The sequence below is a fragment of the Streptomyces sp. NPDC101132 genome (genome assembly GCF_044759225.1).
In the GTDB taxonomy this organism is placed as follows: domain Bacteria; phylum Actinomycetota; class Actinomycetes; order Streptomycetales; family Streptomycetaceae; genus Streptomyces.
In genome coordinates, this window is the sequence record NZ_JBIVYX010000003.1 from 209,236 (window position 1) to 225,850 (window position 16,615).

The 16,615-nt window shown below is 73.3% G+C and carries 14 protein-coding genes; 8 read left to right on the forward strand and 6 right to left on the reverse strand.

Going from position 1 to position 16,615, the window contains the following annotated elements; genetic code table 11:
* Positions 1-169: 169 nt before the first annotated feature.
* The 3 genes from sucB to ACIQUR_RS08535 all read right to left on the reverse strand — a co-directional run bounded on the left by sucB (position 170) and on the right by ACIQUR_RS08535 (position 5,219).
* Positions 170-1,951, reverse strand: coding sequence for a 2-oxoglutarate dehydrogenase, E2 component, dihydrolipoamide succinyltransferase (sucB, locus tag ACIQUR_RS08525; RefSeq protein ID WP_403660393.1), 1,782 nt, complete (start codon positions 1,949-1,951; stop codon positions 170-172).
* Positions 1,952-2,008: 57 nt separating this feature from the next.
* Positions 2,009-3,397: a dihydrolipoyl dehydrogenase gene (gene lpdA / locus ACIQUR_RS08530; RefSeq protein ID WP_399939560.1), complete on the reverse strand. Its 1,389-nt coding sequence runs from the start codon at positions 3,395-3,397 to the stop codon at positions 2,009-2,011.
* A 298-nt stretch (positions 3,398-3,695) separates the two neighbouring features.
* On the reverse strand, positions 3,696-5,219 hold the full coding sequence (locus ACIQUR_RS08535; protein ID WP_403660396.1) for a leucyl aminopeptidase: 1,524 nt from the start codon (positions 5,217-5,219) through the stop codon (positions 3,696-3,698).
* Between the two features lie 362 nt (positions 5,220-5,581).
* Between ACIQUR_RS08535 and ACIQUR_RS08540 the strand changes: the two genes are divergently transcribed.
* The 6 genes from ACIQUR_RS08540 (at position 5,582) to ACIQUR_RS08565 (ending at position 13,053) form a co-directional block, all read left to right on the forward strand.
* Positions 5,582-7,591 carry a hypothetical protein gene (locus ACIQUR_RS08540; protein ID WP_403660399.1) on the forward strand — a complete coding sequence of 670 codons (2,010 nt, stop codon included), beginning with the start codon at positions 5,582-5,584 and terminating at the stop codon, positions 7,589-7,591.
* Between the two features lie 113 nt (positions 7,592-7,704).
* The gene (pelF, locus tag ACIQUR_RS08545) at positions 7,705-9,228 is read left to right on the forward strand and encodes a GT4 family glycosyltransferase PelF (protein WP_403660402.1); all 1,524 of its coding nucleotides are present in this window, start codon (positions 7,705-7,707) and stop codon (positions 9,226-9,228) included.
* Entirely contained in the window at positions 9,225-10,763 is a 1,539-nt protein-coding gene (locus ACIQUR_RS08550; RefSeq protein ID WP_403660405.1) for a hypothetical protein, read from the forward strand. Before pelF ends, ACIQUR_RS08550 begins: the two co-directional genes overlap by 4 nt.
* An 18-nt stretch (positions 10,764-10,781) precedes the next feature.
* Positions 10,782-11,429 (forward strand): spherulation-specific family 4 protein, encoded by a 648-nt coding sequence (locus ACIQUR_RS08555; protein ID WP_403660408.1) that lies wholly within the window; start codon positions 10,782-10,784, stop codon positions 11,427-11,429.
* Complete coding sequence (locus ACIQUR_RS08560) at positions 11,426-12,226, forward strand: endo alpha-1,4 polygalactosaminidase (protein WP_403660411.1); 801 nt, start codon at positions 11,426-11,428, stop codon at positions 12,224-12,226. The genes ACIQUR_RS08555 and ACIQUR_RS08560 overlap by 4 nt, the downstream gene beginning before the upstream one ends.
* Positions 12,227-12,303: 77 nt before the next feature.
* Positions 12,304-13,053, forward strand: a complete 750-nt coding sequence (locus ACIQUR_RS08565) for a hypothetical protein (protein WP_403660413.1) — start codon at positions 12,304-12,306, stop codon at positions 13,051-13,053.
* On the opposite strand, the gene ACIQUR_RS08570 is transcribed toward ACIQUR_RS08565, so the two are convergent.
* A complete protein-coding gene (locus tag ACIQUR_RS08570) occupies positions 12,980-13,780 on the reverse strand; it encodes an adenosylcobinamide-GDP ribazoletransferase (RefSeq protein WP_403660416.1) in 801 nt (266 codons plus the stop codon). The two genes, ACIQUR_RS08565 and ACIQUR_RS08570, sit on opposite strands and share 74 nt — an antisense overlap.
* Before the next feature lie 68 nt (positions 13,781-13,848).
* On the opposite strand from ACIQUR_RS08570, the gene ACIQUR_RS08575 reads away from it, so the two are divergent.
* The gene (locus tag ACIQUR_RS08575) at positions 13,849-14,610 is read left to right on the forward strand and encodes a hypothetical protein (protein ID WP_403660419.1); all 762 of its coding nucleotides are present in this window, start codon (positions 13,849-13,851) and stop codon (positions 14,608-14,610) included.
* A 42-nt stretch (positions 14,611-14,652) separates the two neighbouring features.
* Here ACIQUR_RS08575 and ACIQUR_RS08580 read toward each other — a convergent pair whose 3' ends face one another.
* Both ACIQUR_RS08580 and ACIQUR_RS08585 read right to left on the reverse strand, forming a co-directional pair.
* The gene (locus ACIQUR_RS08580; RefSeq protein WP_403660422.1) at positions 14,653-14,931 is read right to left on the reverse strand and encodes a hypothetical protein; all 279 of its coding nucleotides are present in this window, start codon (positions 14,929-14,931) and stop codon (positions 14,653-14,655) included.
* A gap of 14 nt (positions 14,932-14,945) precedes the next feature.
* Positions 14,946-15,737, reverse strand: a complete 792-nt coding sequence (locus ACIQUR_RS08585; protein ID WP_403660425.1) for a PspA/IM30 family protein — start codon at positions 15,735-15,737, stop codon at positions 14,946-14,948.
* A gap of 242 nt (positions 15,738-15,979) precedes the next feature.
* Between ACIQUR_RS08585 and ACIQUR_RS08590 the strand changes: the two genes are divergently transcribed.
* A complete protein-coding gene (locus ACIQUR_RS08590; protein ID WP_403660428.1) occupies positions 15,980-16,591 on the forward strand; it encodes a DUF3043 domain-containing protein in 612 nt (203 codons plus the stop codon).
* Positions 16,592-16,615: the final 24 nt, after the last annotated feature.

Sequence of the window (16,615 nt, forward strand, 5' to 3'; positions counted from 1 at the left end):
GGGGGGGGGTTTGGGCGCGGGCTGCGCGCGCCCGGGGGGGGGGGTTTTCTTGTGTTTTACCCGGGGTGGGGGGCGCGGGGGCGGGGGCGGGGCCCGGGCCGGGGGCCCCCCCCCCCGGGGGGGGGCGGGGGGGGGGCCCCCGACGGTGAGGCTCGTTACAAGTCCCGTGTTACAGGCCGAGCTCGACCTCGAACTCGCCGGCCTCCAGGATCGCCTTGACGGCCGTCAGGTAGCGGGCGGCGTCCGCGCCGTCCACCAGACGGTGGTCGTAGGAGAGCGACAGGTAGGTCATGTCGCGCACGGCGATGGTCTCGCCCAGGTCCGGGTGGTTGATGACCACGGGACGCTTGACGGTGGCGCCGATGCCCAGGATGGCGACCTGGTTCGGCGGCACGATGACCGTGTCGAACAGCGCACCGCGCGAGCCGGTGTTGCTGATCGTGAAGGTGGCGCCGGACAGCTCGTCCGGGGTGATCTTGTTGCCGCGGACCTTGCCGGCCAGGTCGGCGGTCGCCTTCGAGATGCCGGCCAGGTTGAGGTCGCCCGCACCCTTGATGACCGGGGTCATCAGGCCCTTCTCGGAGTCCACGGCGATGCCGATGTTCTCCGAGTCGAAGTAGGTGATGGTGCCCTCGTCCTCGTTGATCCGGGCGTTGACGACCGGGTGGGCCTTCAGCGCCTGGGCAGCGGCCTTGACGAAGAACGGCATCGGGGAGAGCTTGACGCCCTCGCGGGCCAGGAACGAGTCCTTGGCCTTGCCGCGCAGCTTCATGATCTTGGTGATGTCCACCTCGACCACGGAGGTCAGCTGCGCCTGCGAGTGCAGGGCCTTCATCATGTTGTCGCCGATGACCTTGCGCATGCGGGTCATCTTGACCGTCTGACCGCGCAGCGGGGACGCCTCCAGGGCCGGGGCCTTGGCGGCGGCGGCCGGGGCGGCGGCAGCGGCCGGAGCCGGAGCGGCGGCCTTGGCGGCCTCCGCGGCGGCGATGACGTCCTGCTTGCGGATGCGGCCACCGACACCGGTGCCCGTGACGGTCGCCAGGTTGACGCCGGACTCCGAGGCCAGCTTGCGGACCAGCGGGGTCACGTACGCGCCCTCGTCGCCGGCGGCGGGAGCGGCGGCCGGGGCCGGGGTGACCGGAGCCGGGGCGGCGACCGGAGCGGCCGGAGCCGGAGCCGGGGCGGCGACCGGAGCGGCGGCCTGGACCGGAGCCGGAGCGGCCACGGGGGCGGCCGGGGCGGCCGGAGCCGGAGTGGCGGCCGGAGCCGGGGCAGCGGCCGGAGCCGGAGCGGCCGGGGCCGGGGCGGCGGCCGGAGCCGCACCCGCGGCACCGATGACGGCGAGACGGGCGCCGACCTCGGCGGTCTCGTCCTCGCCGACCACGATCTCCAGCAGGGTGCCGGAAACCGGCGCCGGGATCTCGGTGTCGACCTTGTCGGTCGACACCTCCAGCAGCGGCTCGTCGGCCTCGACGGACTCGCCGACCTGCTTCAGCCAGCGGGTGACGGTGCCCTCGGTGACGGACTCGCCCAGGGCGGGCAGCACGACGTCGGTGCCGGTGGCACCGCCCGCCGCGGGAGCCGCGGCAGGGGCCTCGGCAGCCGGGGCCGGAGCGGCCGGCGCCTCGGCCACGGGGGCCGGAGCGGCGGCGGGCGCCTCGGCGGGTGCCTCGGCGGCGGCCGGGGCCGGGGCAGCGGCAGGGGCGCCGGTGCCGTCGTCGATGATGGCCAGCTCGGCGCCGACCTCGACGGTCTCGTCCTCGGCGACCTTGATGGAGGCCAGGATGCCCGAAGCCGGGGCCGGGATCTCGGTGTCGACCTTGTCGGTCGACACCTCGAGCAGCGGCTCGTCGGCCTCGACGCGCTCGCCCTCGGCCTTCAGCCAGCGGGTGACAGTGCCCTCTGTGACGCTCTCGCCGAGCGCCGGAAGGGTTACGGAAACCGCCATGGTTTCAGTTGCTCCTAACGGATGTGCGGAAGTGGTCGTCGCGCCCGGTGACTGTGATTAGTCGTGGGAGTGCAGGGGCTTGCCCGCGAGCGCCAGGTGGGCCTCGCCGAGAGCCTCGTTCTGCGTGGGGTGCGCGTGGATGAGCTGCGCGACCTCGGCCGGCAGAGCCTCCCAGTTGTAGATCAGCTGGGCCTCGCCGACCTGCTCGCCCATCCGGTCACCGACCATGTGGACGCCGACCACGGCACCGTCCTTGACCTGGACGAGCTTGATCTCGCCCGCGGTCTTCAGGATCTTGCTCTTGCCGTTGCCCGCCAGGTTGTACTTGAGGGCGACGACCTTGTCCGCACCGTAGATCTCCTTGGCCTTGGCCTCGGTGATGCCGACGGAAGCGACCTCGGGGTGGCAGTACGTGACGCGCGGCACGCCGTCGTAGTCGATCGGGACGGTCTTCAGGCCGGCCAGACGCTCCGCGACCAGGATGCCCTCGGCGAAGCCGACGTGCGCGAGCTGGAGGGTCGGGACGAGGTCGCCCACGGCCGAGATCGTCGGCACGTTGGTCTGCATGTACTCGTCGACCAGGACGTAGCCGCGGTCCATCGCGACGCCCTGCTCCTCGTAGCCCAGGCCCTGGGAGACCGGGCCGCGGCCGATGGCGACCAGCAGCACCTCGGCCTCGAAGGTCTTGCCGTCGGCCAGCGTGACGCGCACGCCGTTCTCGGTGTACTCGGCCTTCTCGAAGAAGGTGCCGAGGTTGAACTTGATGCCGCGCTTGCGGAACGCGCGCTCCAGCAGCTTGGAGCTGTTCTCGTCCTCGACCGGGACGAGGTGCTTCAGGCCCTCGATGACGGTGACGTCGGTGCCGAAGGACTTCCACGCCGAGGCGAACTCGACGCCGATGACGCCGCCGCCCAGGATGATCGCGGACTCGGGGACGCGGTCCAGCACGAGCGCGTGGTCCGAGGAGATGATGCGGTTGCCGTCGATCTCCAGGCCCGGCAGCGAGCGCGGCACGGAGCCGGTCGCCAGGAGGACGTGGCGGCCCTGGATGCGCTGGCCGTTGACGTCGACGGACGTCGGGGAGGACAGGCGGCCCTCGCCCTCGATGTACGTCACCTTGCGGGAGGCGACCAGGCCCTGCAGGCCCTTGTACAGGCCCGAGATGACCTCGTCCTTGTACTTGTGGACACCGGCGATGTCGATGCCCTCGAAGGAGGTCTTGACACCGAACTGGCCGGCCTCGCGGGCCTGGTCCGCGACCTCTCCGGCGTGCAGCAGAGCCTTGGTGGGGATGCAGCCGTTGTGCAGGCAGGTGCCGCCGAGCTTGTTCTTCTCGATCAGGGCAACGTCCAGACCCAGCTGCGAGGCGCGCAGGGCCGCGGCGTAACCGCCACTGCCACCGCCGAGGATCACTAGGTCGAAAACGGTGCTGGCGTCGTTCGCCACGTCACGTCCTCCATGCATGTGCGCCGGGCGCCGGTCTCCTGTGACCGGGCGGCGGCTGGTGTTCGGCCGCTTTTCTTCGGCCCCTGTGGTGGGGCCCTGTCCTGCCGAGAACCCATCTTCGCATTTGTCGAGGGAACGCGGGACGCCGGGCCCGGGGTGTGGCAAGTCCGTGATGCAGCCCACGGGGGTTACCGACCCGTAGGCGGCTGCGGATTTCGTTGAGAGTGAACACAGCCGTACGGCCCCGGACCGAGGGCGGTCGGGGGCCGTACGGAGCGGATCAAACCGGACGGACCCGTCAGCCCAGGTCGCCGGTGGCGGTGCGCTCGGCCAGCCGGACCAGGGTGCGGACCGCGGATCCGGTACCGCCCTTGGGGGTGTAGCCGTACGGGGCGCCCTCGTGGAAGGCGGGGCCCGCGATGTCGAGGTGCGCCCAGGTGATGCCCTCGCCCACGAACTCCTGGAGGAAGAGGCCGGCCACCAGGCCGCCGCCCATGCGGACGCCCATGTTGGCGATGTCCGCGGTGGGGGAGTCCATGGTCTTGCGCAGGTCGGCGGGGAGCGGCATCGGCCAGGAGGCCTCGCCGACCTCCTCGGCGATCTCGTGGATCGAGGTACGGAAGGCGTCGTCGTTCGACATGATGCCGAAGGTGCGGTCGCCCAGGGCCAGCACCATGGCGCCGGTCAGCGTGGCCACGTCGACGATCGCGTCCGGGTTCTCCTCGGAGGCGCGGGTCAGCGCGTCGCCCAGGACCAGGCGGCCCTCGGCGTCCGTGTTGAGGACCTCGACGGTCTTGCCGCTGTACATGCGCAGCACGTCGCCGGGGCGGGTGGCGGAGCCGGAGGGCATGTTCTCGGCGAGCGCCAGCCAGCCGGTCACGTTGACCTGGAGGCCCAGCTTCGCGGCGGCGACCACGGCGGCGAACACGGCGGCGGCGCCGGACATGTCGCACTTCATTGTCTCGTTGTGGCCGGCCGGCTTCAGGGAGATGCCGCCCGAGTCGTAGGTGATGCCCTTGCCGACGAAGGCCAGGGACTTCTCCGCCTTGGGGTGGGTGTAGGTGATCTTCACCAGGCGCGGCGGGTTCTCGGAGCCCTTGCCGACGCCCATGATGCCGCCGTAGCCGCCCTTGGTCAGGGCCTTCTCGTCGAGCACCTGGACCTTCAGGCCGATCTCCTTGGCGGTGGCCTGGGCGACGGCGGCGAAGGCCTCGGGGGTGAGGTCGTTCGGCGGGGTGTTGATCAGGTCGCGGGCGATGTTCACCTCGGTCGCGACGATCTTGGCGCGCTCGATCGCGGCCTTGTGCTCCTTGTCACGCGGCTTGGCGCCGAGCAGGGCGACCTCGGCGAGCGGCTGCTTGCCGTTCTTGCCGTCCTTCTTGTCGCCGCCCTGGTACGCGGTGAAGGCGTACGCGCCCAGCAGCGCGCCCTCCGCCACGGCGGTGACGGCCGAGGCGTCCTCCAGCGGCAGCGCGAAGGCGGCCTTCTTGGCGCCGTGCAGCGCGCGGGCCGCGGCACCGGCGGCGCGGCGCAGGGCCTCCTCGTCGAAGGACTCGTTCTTCTCCGGCTCCGAGCCGAGGCCGACGGCGATCACGACCGGGACCTTGAGCCCGGCCGGCGCCGGGAGCTTGGTGACCTCGCCCTCGGCGCCGCCGGCGCCCAGGGCGTCGAGAACGGCGGCGAGCTTGCCGTCGAACGCCTTGTCCACGGCCTCGGCGCCCGGGGCGACGACGGGGCCCTTGGCGCCCTTCGCGACGCCGATGACGAGGGCGTCGGCGCGCAGCGTCGCCGCGCCGGCAGTGCTGAGAGTCAGAGCAGTCACGGTGGTGAGGTCTCGCTTCCGTTTTTGTCGTATGGGCCGAGGGGGTGGTCGGCCATGCTCGGCGATCGTATTCCGGGCCGTCCGCCGCCAGAAATGAGCCTACGCGCACGCACTCGTCCGCACGCCACTCCGCCGTTGGTCAGGTTGTTCGACCGGAACGTCGCCCGGTTCACCCATCTGTGGTCACTGCTCCGGGTTTGCCGCTCGGGACTGATGGGGTCCGCGAGACTCGACGCACTCTCGCAAGGGGACGCGAGGTTCCTTTGCATGATTTCCACAGAGCCTCACCCGTACGGCCTCCGTCAGGGCCGGCGGCGGAGGCTGCTGCGGGGGGAAAGGCCACGATGGTCCACAGGAACCGGATGAACCGGACGGCTGCCGTGTGCGTGGCGGCGGCCCTGGTGTCGGTGGCAGTGCCCGCGGTCTCGGCGACGGCCGCCGTGACACCGCGGATCGACCTCAAAGTGCTGGTGGTGGACGACGGGGGCAGCGCGGTCGACGCCGTGACCAGCGAGCTGCGGGACACGGGGGTGCCGTACACGACCGTCGCGCTGGGCAGCCCCGGCCGCCCGGTGATCGACGCCGCCTTCCTCGCCGACACCGTCGACGGGAAGCCGCGCGCCAAGTACCAGGGCGTCGTCCTGCCGAACGAGGACCCGTTCGGCGCGGGCTCCGCCGAGATGGCCGCGCTGACCGCCTACGAGGCGGCGTACGGCATCCGCCAGGTCGACGCCTACACCTGGGCGCACCCGGGCGTGGGCCTGGACTACACCGACAACGGCGGCTACTCCGGCCAGCTCGACGGGGTCCAGGCGGCGCTCACCGACGCCGGGCGCGCGGGCCCGTTCGGCTACCTCGCGGGTCAGGTGACCTTCGAGGACAACTCCGGCCTCATTCCGGAGAGCTACGGTTACGCCGGCAAGCCCCGCCCCGGCTACACCAGTTACGTCGACATGCCGGTGGCCGGCGGCGGCCGGGCCTCCCTGGTCGGCGAGTACACCCACGACGGCCGCAGCGAGCTGGTCGTCACCTTCGGCTACAACCGGTACCAGCGGCAGTACCGGCTGCTGGCCCGGGGCATCGTCGACTGGCTCACCCAGGGCGTGCACCTCGGCCAGTCCCGCAACTACCTCTCCGTCCACGTCGACGACGTCTTCGCGCCGGACGCCCGGTGGAACACGGAGCTCGACTGCACGCCCGGCGACTACGACTGCGCGGGCGGCGAGGGCGAGGGCTCGACGATCCGGATGACGGCCGCCGACGCCCAGTACGCGGCGCAGTGGCAGCAGGCCCGGGGCTTCACCCTCGACATGGTCTACAACGCCGGCGCGGGCGAGGAGTGGAAGGCGGAGAACGGCGGCACCGACGCCATGGCCGCGCAGCTGGTCGCCGACCGGGCCAAGTACCGCTGGATCAACCACACGTACACGCACCCCTTCCTCGGCTGCGTCCAGGACGTCTCCGTCGTGCCCTGGAAGTGCGCCACCACCGCCAACGGCACCACCCAGTGGATGAGCCGCTCCGAGATCGCCGCGCAGATCCGCGACAACCACAACTGGGCGGTGGGCAAGGGCATCTCCGTCGACCGCACCGAGCTGGTCACCGGCGAGCACTCGGGCCTGAAGACCCTCCCGCAGCAGCCCGTGGACAACCCCAACCTCGCCGGCGCGCTCGCCGACAACGGCGTCCGCTGGATCGCCAGCGACAACTCCCGCGAGCCCCAGCAGCGTGCCGTCGGCAACGCGCTGACCGTCCCGCGCCACCCGATGAACGTGTACTACAACACGGGCACGGCCGCCGAGATGGCCGACGAGTACAACTGGATCTACACCAGCGCCGCCGACGGCGGCAGCGGCATCTGCGAGTCCAACCCGGCCTCCACCTGCCTGCCCGAGCCGCTGGACACCGCCACCGGGTACGCCGAGTACATCGTCCCGCAGGAGGCCCGCACCGCCCTGCGGCACGTCCTCGCCAACGACCCGCGGCCGCACTACGTCCACCAGTCCAACCTGGCCGAGGACCGCATCCTCTACCCCGTGCTGGACGAGATCCTGACCACCTACCAGGCTCTGTTCGCCGCCAGCACCCCGCTGGTCAACCCGCGCCAGCGCGACACCGGCACCGAGTTCACCCGCCGCGCCGCCTGGGACAAGGCCCTCGCGGACGGCAAGGTCACCGCCTACCGCGTCGGCAGCACCGTCACCGTCAAGGCGCCCGCCGGCGTCAGCGCCCCGGTCACCGCTCCCGAGGGCACCCGCAAGCAGCTGACGCTCGGCACCGGCGCCTGGGGAACCGCCTACGCCGGCACCCGCTCCGCCTGGACCGCGCCGGAGTTCCTGCAGTCCGCGGTCACGCTCAAGCTGCCCAGCTGAGCACGGCCGGCAGGACCGGCCGCCGTACGACCCACACCACCCGACCGCACCACCTCGCCGGCGCACCCGCATCCGGGGCGCCGGCGCCTTCGAGTCCTGGGGGGACCAACCGCATGAGCCATGGGCGCCACGTCACCATGCTCACCGAAGGCACGTACCCGCACGTCCACGGCGGCGTCAGCACCTGGTGCGACCAGCTCGTCCGCGGCATGCCGGAGGTCGACTTCAACGTCGTCGCCCTCACCGGCACCGGCCGCGAACCCGTCACCTGGGAACTGCCGCGCAACGTCTACCGGCACACGGCCGTCCCCCTCTGGGGACCCGCACCCGGCCGTTCGGCACGCACCGTCCTGCGCGGCCGCGTCCACCGCCGCTTCGCCGAGACGTACGAACGCTTCGTGCTCTCCCTCCTGGGCCCGCCCGCCCCGGACGAGTTCTCCGCCGCCCTCTACGAACTCGCCGCGCTCGCCCGCACCGGACGCCTCTCCACCGCGCTGCGCTCCGAATCGGTCCTGCGCACCCTGATGGCCGTCTGGACCCGCCCCGACCTGCCGGTGGCCGGCTCCCGCCCCACCCTCCACGACGCCCTCACCGCCAACGACCTGCTGGAACACGCCCTGCGCCCGCTCGCCGTGCGGATCCCGGACGACTGCGTCGCGCACGCCGTCAGCAGCGGCCTGGCGACCCTCCCCGCCCTCGCCGCCCAGCGGCTGGACGGCGTCCCCTTCCTCCTCACCGAACACGGCATCTACCTGCGCGAGCGCTACCTCGGCTACCGCAGCCAGGCCCAGCGCTACCCGGTCAAGGCCCTGATGCTCGGCTTCTACCGCGAGCTGAACTCCGAGGGCTACCGCCAGGCCGACCTGATCACCCCGTGCAACCAGTACAACCGCCGCTGGGAGGAGCGCGGCGGCGCCCCCGCCGACCGCATCCGCACCGTCTACAACGGCGTCGACCCGCACCGCTTCCCCGAGGCCGGCCCCGAGCCCGAGGTCCCCACCCTCAGCTGGTGCGGCCGGATCGACCCCATCAAGGACCTGGAGACGCTGATCCGCGCCTACGCCCTGATGCGCGCCGAACTCCCCGCGCTCCGCCTGCGCCTCTTCGGCCCGGTCCCCGCCGGCGGCGAGGACTACCAGCTGCACCTGGAGAAGGTCGCCGCCCAGCTCGGCGTCAGCGACGGCATCAGCTACGAGGGCCGGATCAGCGAGGTCGCCAAGGCCTACGCGGCCGGCAGCGTCGTGATGCTGTCCAGCATCAGCGAGGGCTTCCCCTTCAGCATCATCGAGGCCATGTCCTGCGGCCGGACCACCGTCTCCACCGACGTCGGCGGGGTGCGCGAGGCCGTCGGCGACACCGGCCTGGTCGTCCCGCCCCGCGAACCGGAGCTGATGGCCCGGGCCACCCTCGCCCTGCTGCGCGACGACGCCCGCCGCGCCGAACTCGGCCGCGCCTCCCGCCGCCGGGTCGTCGAGAAGTTCACCCTGCACCAGTCGGTCGACGGCTTCCGGCATATCTACCGCGAACTGGCCGCACCGCCCGTGCCGCAGCTGCACGCCGACCTCGCGGGGGACTGGTCGCCCCGCGCCGCCGACCCCTGGTACCGCGAGCTCGCGGCGGACGGGAGCCTGTGGTGAGCGGACCGCTGTGGCTGACCCCTGGAGCCCGGTCGGGCGACGACACCCTGGCGCTGCGGATCCCCCGACCGCGCCGGTCGGGACCCGCCGCGGACGACCCCGTGGACGAGCTGGCCGACCGGCTGTCCCCGCAGATCGCGGGCGCCGTCCACCCGGACGAGATCGCCGCCCTGCTGGAGTCGGACGGGATGACGGACGAACACATCCGGCTCTCCTACGGGCGGCAGGACTCCTTCACGCTGGCCGAGGACCTGTACGCGCGGGTGCCGCGGAAGTTCGACGAGCCGGACGGCACGGCCCCCGACCCCTGGCGGGTCTCCCTGACGGCCTGCCTGCTCCGGGGCATCGTCTTCGCCCTGCCCGGCCTCGCCTACCTGCTGGGCGCCCCCCTGCTCGAAGGCCCCCCGGACCGGCTCGGGCTGCCGGCCGGCACCCTCACGCTGCTGGCCGGGGCGCTGATCGGCTGGGTGTGGGACCAGACCCTGTCGCACCGCGCGTACTCCTGGCTGGGCCTCGGTGACCGGGCCGCCGCCGGCCGCACGCTGCTGGTCGGCGCCCCCGCCGGGGCGCTGCTGGGCACCGCCGCCGCGGTGGCCGTGCCCGGCCCCGCCTTCTGCGTGGCCTTCGCCGCCGGCCAGGCCGTGTACGTCGGCGCCGCCACCGTGCTGCTGGTGCTCGGCCGCGAGCGGGTGCTGCTCTACGCCCTGCTGCCGATGGCCGCCGGCTCCGTGGTGGCCCTGTCCGTGGGCATGCCGGTGCCCGTCCGCGTCGGGCTGCTGGCCGCTTCGCTCGCCGCGGCCTGCGTGCTGGCCGTCCGGGAACTGCCGGTCGCCGAGGGGGTACGGGCGCTCCGGGCCAAGGTCCGCGGCTGGGCGGCCGCCCGGTCCGGGCACGGCCCCGTGCACTGGCGGATGCTGCGGGGCGCGGAGGAGGACCGGGTGTTCCGGGGGCCCCGGCTCGCGGACTCGGTGCCCTTCGGGGTGTTCGGCCTGGGCACCGGGCTGCTGGTGCTGTACGCGGCGCTGGGCGAGGTGCTGGCCGGCGGCCCGGCCGAAGCGGTGGCCGCGCCCTCCGCGGTGGCGCTCACGCTCAGCATGGGCCCGGCCGAGTGGCTGCTGCACCGGTTCCGCAGCGGGAGCCTGGCGGGGCTGCGCGCGGCCGGGACGCCGGGCGCCTTCTGGCGGGCGATGCTCGTGACCCTGGCCGAGTGCCTCTCCGCCTACCTCGCGGTGCTGCTCGCGCTGGGGGTCGCGGGGACGCTGCTGTGGCCCGGGGCGCCGGGGCTCGACGTGCCCCGGCTGGCCACCCTGCTGCTGCTCGGCGCCGTGATGTGGACCGGGCTGCTGCTGCAGTCCTTCGGCGCGGTGCGGGCGGCGGCCGGCGTGTGCGGGGCGGCCGCCGCCGTCCAGAGCGTGGCCCTGCTGACCGGCGCGGGGCAGCCCCGGCTGGTGCAGCTCGCGGTGGCGGGGGCCGCCGCGGCGGCGCTGGCCGTGCTGGTCTGCGTACTGCTGAGCCGGGCCACCGCCCACCGATAGAAGAACCGGAAGGACGACATGCTGCTGGTGCCGCTCTACGAGCACCCCGCCGACCGGCCCGAGGACTGGGAGGCCCTGATCCGCGCCGCCGACCTGCTGCGCGCCGTCGTGCTCAACCCGGCCAGCGGGCCGGGCACGGGCGCCGACGAAAGGTTCCTGGCCGTCTGCCACCGGCTCAAGGACGCGGGCGTGCCGGTCCTCGGCTACGTCGACACCGACTACGGCCGGCGCCGGCACGGCGCCGTCGTCCAGGACCTGCTGCGCTACCGCGACTGGTACGGGGCCGACGGCGCCTTCCTCGACCAGGCCGCCGCCGAGGGGGAGTTGCTGCCCCACTACCGGCGGCTGTCGGTCGCCGCCCGGGCCGCCGGCGCGCACACCCTGGTCCTCAACCACGGCGCCCACCCGCACCCCGGCTACGCCGAACTCGCCGACGTCCTCGTGACGTTCGAGGGCCCCTGGGACGCCTACCAGGCCGTCGAGGTGCCGGAGTGGACGGGCGCGCACCCGCCCGAGCGGTTCTGCCACCTGGTGTACGGGGTGCCGCCGGGAGCCCCGGCGGCCGAACTGGCCCGCCGCCGCGGGGCGGCCGTGCACTGCGCGGTGCCGGGCGCCGGCACCCATCCCTGGGCCGGGCTGCCGCAGGGTCTCGGGGCGGCCGGATGAGGCGCGCGCTCGGGGCCGTCGTACTGCTGCTGCTGGCCGTCGCGTGCACCCCGTCCGCACCGCCCGCCGCGCGGGGCGGGGCCGGGGACCCGACGGCGGAACGGTGGCGGCCCGGCCCCGGGCTCACCTGGCAGTGGCAGCTCAGCGGCCGGCTCGACCTCTCCGTCGACGCCGAGGTCTACGACGTGGACGGCTTCACGACCACGGCCGCGGAGGTGGCGGCCCTGCACCGGAAGGGCCGCAAGGCGGTCTGCTACCTGTCGGCCGGCGCCTGGGAGGAGTTCCGGCCCGACGCCGGGGAGTTCCCGGAGGAGCTGCTCGGCGAGGGCAACGGCTGGGACGGCGAGCGCTGGCTCGACATCCGGGCCACCGCCCGGCTGGAACCGCTGCTGGCCGAGCGGTTCGACATGTGCCGCGACAAGGGCTTCGACGCCGTGGAGCCCGACAACACCGACGGCTACCGCAACCGCACCGGTTTCCCGCTGACCGCCGCCGACCAGCTCCGCTTCAACCGCCTGCTCGCCCGGCTCGCCCACGAGCGGGGCCTGGCCGTGGGCCTGAAGAACGACCTGGACCAGATCCCCGAGCTGGTCGGCGACTTCGACTTCGCGGTGAACGAGCAGTGCGCCGAATACTCCGAGTGCGAGCGCCTCACCCCCTTCGTGAAGGCCGGCAAGGCCGTCTTCCATGCCGAGTACGAACTCCCGGTGGACCGCTTCTGCGCCCGCTCCCGTGCCCTCGGCCTGAGTTCCCTGCTGAAGCGGTACGAGCTCGACGCCTGGCGCCGGACCTGCTGAATCGTGACCTGCACGGCGTTGACTGGCCGGACGGCCGACCGGACAGTGTTCGCACGCTCAGCGACCCGGTGGGACACGTGACACGGCAGGTGCAGCAGGTGCAGGAACAGGACCACGACCACGCCGCGCGCTGCGCCGTCCTCTTCGCGGCGGGTGCCTTCGAGGACGTACGGCGCACGGCCGGCTCGGGACTCGCCGAACGGGGGCCCGACCCCGTGCTCTACCGCTGGCTGGGCCTGGCCCACGCGGCCGAGGACGAGCGCGAGGGCGGCCACGACGCCGAGGCGGAGCTGGCGTACCGCAAGGGGCTCGAACTCGCGGCGGACGATCCCGGCCTGCTGGTCTCGTACCTGCGGCTCTGCCTGCGCGCGGACCCGGTGGACCACCCCGGGCGGGCCGCGCGGGCGACCGCGCTGGAGTGCCGGATCGCCAAGGTCGTCCCCAAGGGCTCGCCGGAGCGCGACCGGGTGGACGAGGTACTGCGCTTCGGCGGCCGGGACTACTGGGAGGACCCGGTCCCGGCCGGGACCCCGGCCGTTCCGGCGCCCGGGGGCGAGGTGCCCGCCGTTCCGGCTTCCGGAGCCGGGGTGCCCGCCGCCGAGACCACGGAGGCCGTGCGGGTCGCGGAGGCCCCGGAAGCCGCGGAGTGGGCGGAGTCCGCGGAGGCCCGGGAAGCCGCGGAGTCGGCGGAAGCCCCGGAAGCCCCGGAAGCCGCGGCGGCCACGGCGGCCGGGGAGGCCGCCGGTGTGCCGGTCAGCCCAGGGTCAGGACCACGAGAGCGGTGGTGGCGGCGGTTTCGGCGAGGGCGCCGAACACGTCACCCGTGACCCCGCCGAAGCGGGAGACGCACCGGCGCAGCAGCAGCTCGGACACGGCCAGGGCGGCCAGGACGGCGACGAGCTGCCGTACCGCCGCGGCCGGGCCGAGCGGCAGCGCCGCGGCGGCGCAGCCGAGCGCGACGACGGTCACCACGGCCAGGGCCGCCCCCCGCGGGACCACCCCGGCGACCGCGGCGCCCAGCCCCTCCGGCCGGGCCGGCGGCACCCCGGCCCGTGAGGCGAGGGTGAGGGCCAGCCGGGCGGCCGCGGCGGCCGCCACGGCGGCGAGCGCACCCTGGGCCCAGCCCTGCCCGTACAGCTCGGCGAGCGCCGCGACCTGCGCGAACAGCACCAGCACCAGGGTGATCACGCCGAACGGCCCGATGTCCGACTGCTTCATGATCCGCAGCGCGTCCTCGGCCGGCTTCCCGCTGCCCAGCCCGTCCGCGGTGTCGGCCAGCCCGTCCAGGTGCAGCCCGCGCGTCAGGGCCGCCGGCACGGCGGCCGTGGCCACCGCGGCGAGCAGCGGCCCGGCCCCGGCGAGCAGCAGCCCCGCGCCCAGCCCCGCCGCGAGCAGCCCCACGGCCAGCCCCGCCAGCGGTGCGCAGAGCATCCCGGCGCGGGCGGCGGGACGGTCCCAGCGGGTGAGCCGGGCGGGCAGCACGGTGAGGGTGCCGAAGGCGAAGCGCACGCCGTCGGCGAGCGTGGCGGGCCCGGCGGGCGGTGTGTGGCTCATCGCGCGAACGCTACCCGGTGGCCCGACAGGTAAATTGCCTCATAAGCACCGAATCGGGAGCTGGTGGTATGGGTCACTGGTGGTACCGGAACATCGTCGAGCCGGGGAAGCTCCCCATGCTGCTCGCGCTGGTCTCCTTCGTGACGTCCTTCCTGGTGACCCGGACGATCACGCGGATGATCCGGGCCGGCAAGGGCCCCTTCCGCAACGTCACCCCCGGCGGGATGCACGTCCACCACGTCGTGCCCGGCGTGGTCCTCGTGATCATCGGCGGGTTCGGCGCCATCGGCAGCGCCCACCACAGCTTCGGGGCGCTGCTCTCCGCCGTCCTCTTCGGCCTCGGCGCGGGCCTCGTGCTCGACGAGTTCGCGCTGATCCTCCACCTCGACGACGTCTACTGGAGCGAACAGGGCCGCAAGAGCGTGGAGATCGTGGTCCTCACCGCCGCCCTCGTGGCCCTGGTCCTCGGCGGCTTCCTGCCGTTCGGCGTGAACGAGCTGACGGCGGACGAGCGCCAGAACCGCGGCGTGGTCGTCATCAACACCGCGACGAACTTCTTCCTCGCCCTGGTCGCCCTCTGGAAGGGCAAGCCGCGCACCGCGCTGCTGGGGACCCTCATCCCCTTCGTGGCGCTGATCGGCGCGATCCGGCTGGCCCGGCCCGGCTCCCCGTACGCCAAGAAGTTCTACGCGAAGCGGCCGAAGGCGCGGGCGAAGGCGGGCCTGCGGGCCTACCGCCACGACCGGCGCTGGGCCGTGCCCCGGCGCAAGGTCCAGGACTGGATCGGCGGCGCGCCGACCCCGGAGAAGGAGACGGCCCGGCCGGGCTGAGCGCCCGGCCGGGCCGTCGTACGCCGTGTCCGTCCCGCGGTGTCAGCCCGGGATCAGTCCGTCGTCGTTCAGCATCTGCCGCACCTCGTCCAGGGACGAGTCCGGCGCCGGCAGGATCAGCTCCGACGGCTCCAGGGCGTCGTCCGGCAGCGGAGCCCCCAGCTCCCGGACCTTGTCCAGCAGGGCGCACAGGGTCCGGCGGAAGCCGGCCTCGTCGCCGCCCTGCATCTCCCGGAGCAGCTCGTCGTCCAGTCCGTTCAGCTCGGCGACGTGGCTGTCGTCCAGCCGGACCTGGCCTTCCCCCATGATGCGGACAATCATGACGGGCCCCTGTCCTACTGCTTGTCGAACCGGTGCTGGGAGTGCGACTGCTGCGACGGGTCGGCGGTGCCGCCCTCGATGGCGGGCTTCGGCGCGGAGCCGCCCGCCAGCTCCGCCTTCATCCGCTGGAGCTCCAGCTCCACGTCCGTACCGCCGGAGAGGCGGTCGAGCTCGGCCTGGATGTCGTCCTTGCCGCCCAGCCCGCTCTGGTCGTCCAGCGCGCCCGAGGCCAGCAGTTCGTCGATCGCGCCGGCGCGGGCCTGGAGCTGCGCCGTACGGTCCTCGGCCCGCTGGATCGCCAGGCCGACGTCGCTCATCTCCTCGGAGATGCCGGAGAAGGACTCCGCGATGCGGGTCTGCGCCTGGGCCGCGGTGTAGGTGGCCTTGATGGTCTCCTTCTTGGTGCGGAAGGCGTCCACCTTGGCCTGGAGCCGCTGCGCCGCCAGCGTCAGCTTCTCCTCCTCGCCCTGAAGGGTCTGGTGCTGCACCTCCAGGTCGGAGACCTGCTGCTGGAGGGAGGCGCGGCGGGACAGCGCCTCGCGCGCCAGGTCCTCGCGGCCCAGGGCGAGCGCCTTGCGGCCCTGGTCCTCCAGCTTGGCGGACTGCCCCTGGAGCTGGTTGAGCTGGAGTTCGAGGCGCTTGCGGGAGGTCGCGACGTCCGCGACGCCCCGGCGCACCTTCTGGAGCAGCTCCAGCTGCTTCTGGTACGAGTAGTCGAGGGTCTCGCGCGGGTCCTCGGCCCGGTCAAGGGCTTTGTTCGCCTTCGCGCGGAAGATCATCCCCATACGCTTCATGACACCGCTCATGGGCTTCGCGCGCCCCCTTCTGACGACTTCAGGTCCAGGACTCCGACATCACCCACAGTACGGGCCCTGCCTCCATTACCGCACTGTTCGAGCCCGGATGCGCTCCTCCTCCAGGACGACTGCACTCGGCGGACGTCCGGCCTGAGGAGTAGGTGACACCAGGACCCGGCACCGGGGTAGACGCCCGTCGTTGCCGGATCGTTCCCCGGCGAGGTGGGGTCCATGCCGCGCACCCCGTACCCTTGGGTTCTGTGTTTGGTAGCCGTTCCTCCAAGGATGAGAAGGCGTCCGCCACCGACAAGGTGAGCGACGACCTCTCCAAGCAGCCCCGTGACCCGCAGGCGCCCAAGGGCCGCCCGACGCCCAAGCGCGCCGTGGCCCAGTCGCAGCGCAAGGCGGTCGTGGCCTCGACCGGAAACCGCAAGGAGGACGCCAAGCGGGCACGCGAGCGCCGCCGTGCGGAGCTGTCGCGCCAGCGCGAAGCCCTCGCCTCCGGCGACGAGCGCTACCTCCCCGCACGCGACAAGGGCCCGGTGCGGCGCTTCGTCCGCGACTACGTGGACTCCCGCTACTCGGTCGCCGAGATGTTCCTGCCGCTGGCGGTGATCATCCTGGTGCTGAGCATGATCCGTCAGCCGGCCATCCAGAACGTCGCGCTGCTGCTGTGGCTCGCGGTCATCGCGCTGATCATCGTCGACTCGATCGGCCTGGTCTTCCGCCTCCGCAAGGCCCTGAACCAGCGCTTCCCGAACGAGCCGAGGCGCGGCGCCGTCCCGTACGGCCTGATGCGCACCCTCCAGATGCGTCGCCTGCGCCTGCCGAAGCCGCAGGTCAAGCGCGGAGAGCGGCCCTGAGTACGGCCGACGAGGCGGTAGCCG

Bases quoted from the DNA above. Each gene is read 5' to 3' on its own strand.
- ACIQUR_RS08560 (WP_403660411.1), top strand. From the start codon at position 11,426: ATGAGGCGCGCGCTCGGGGCCGTCGTACTGCTGCTGCTGGCCGTCGCG.
- ACIQUR_RS08585 (WP_403660425.1), bottom strand. From the start codon at position 15,737: ATGAGCGGTGTCATGAAGCGTATGGGGATGATCTTCCGCGCGAAGGCG.
- ACIQUR_RS08580 (WP_403660422.1), bottom strand. From the start codon at position 14,931: ATGATTGTCCGCATCATGGGGGAAGGCCAGGTCCGGCTGGACGACAGC.
- pelF (WP_403660402.1), top strand. From the start codon at position 7,705: ATGAGCCATGGGCGCCACGTCACCATGCTCACCGAAGGCACGTACCCG.
- ACIQUR_RS08555 (WP_403660408.1), top strand. From the start codon at position 10,782: ATGCTGCTGGTGCCGCTCTACGAGCACCCCGCCGACCGGCCCGAGGAC.
- ACIQUR_RS08540 (WP_403660399.1), top strand. From the start codon at position 5,582: ATGAACCGGACGGCTGCCGTGTGCGTGGCGGCGGCCCTGGTGTCGGTG.
- ACIQUR_RS08570 (WP_403660416.1), bottom strand. From the start codon at position 13,780: ATGAGCCACACACCGCCCGCCGGGCCCGCCACGCTCGCCGACGGCGTG.
- sucB (WP_403660393.1), bottom strand. From the start codon at position 1,951: ATGGCGGTTTCCGTAACCCTTCCGGCGCTCGGCGAGAGCGTCACAGAG.
- ACIQUR_RS08575 (WP_403660419.1), top strand. From the start codon at position 13,849: ATGGGTCACTGGTGGTACCGGAACATCGTCGAGCCGGGGAAGCTCCCC.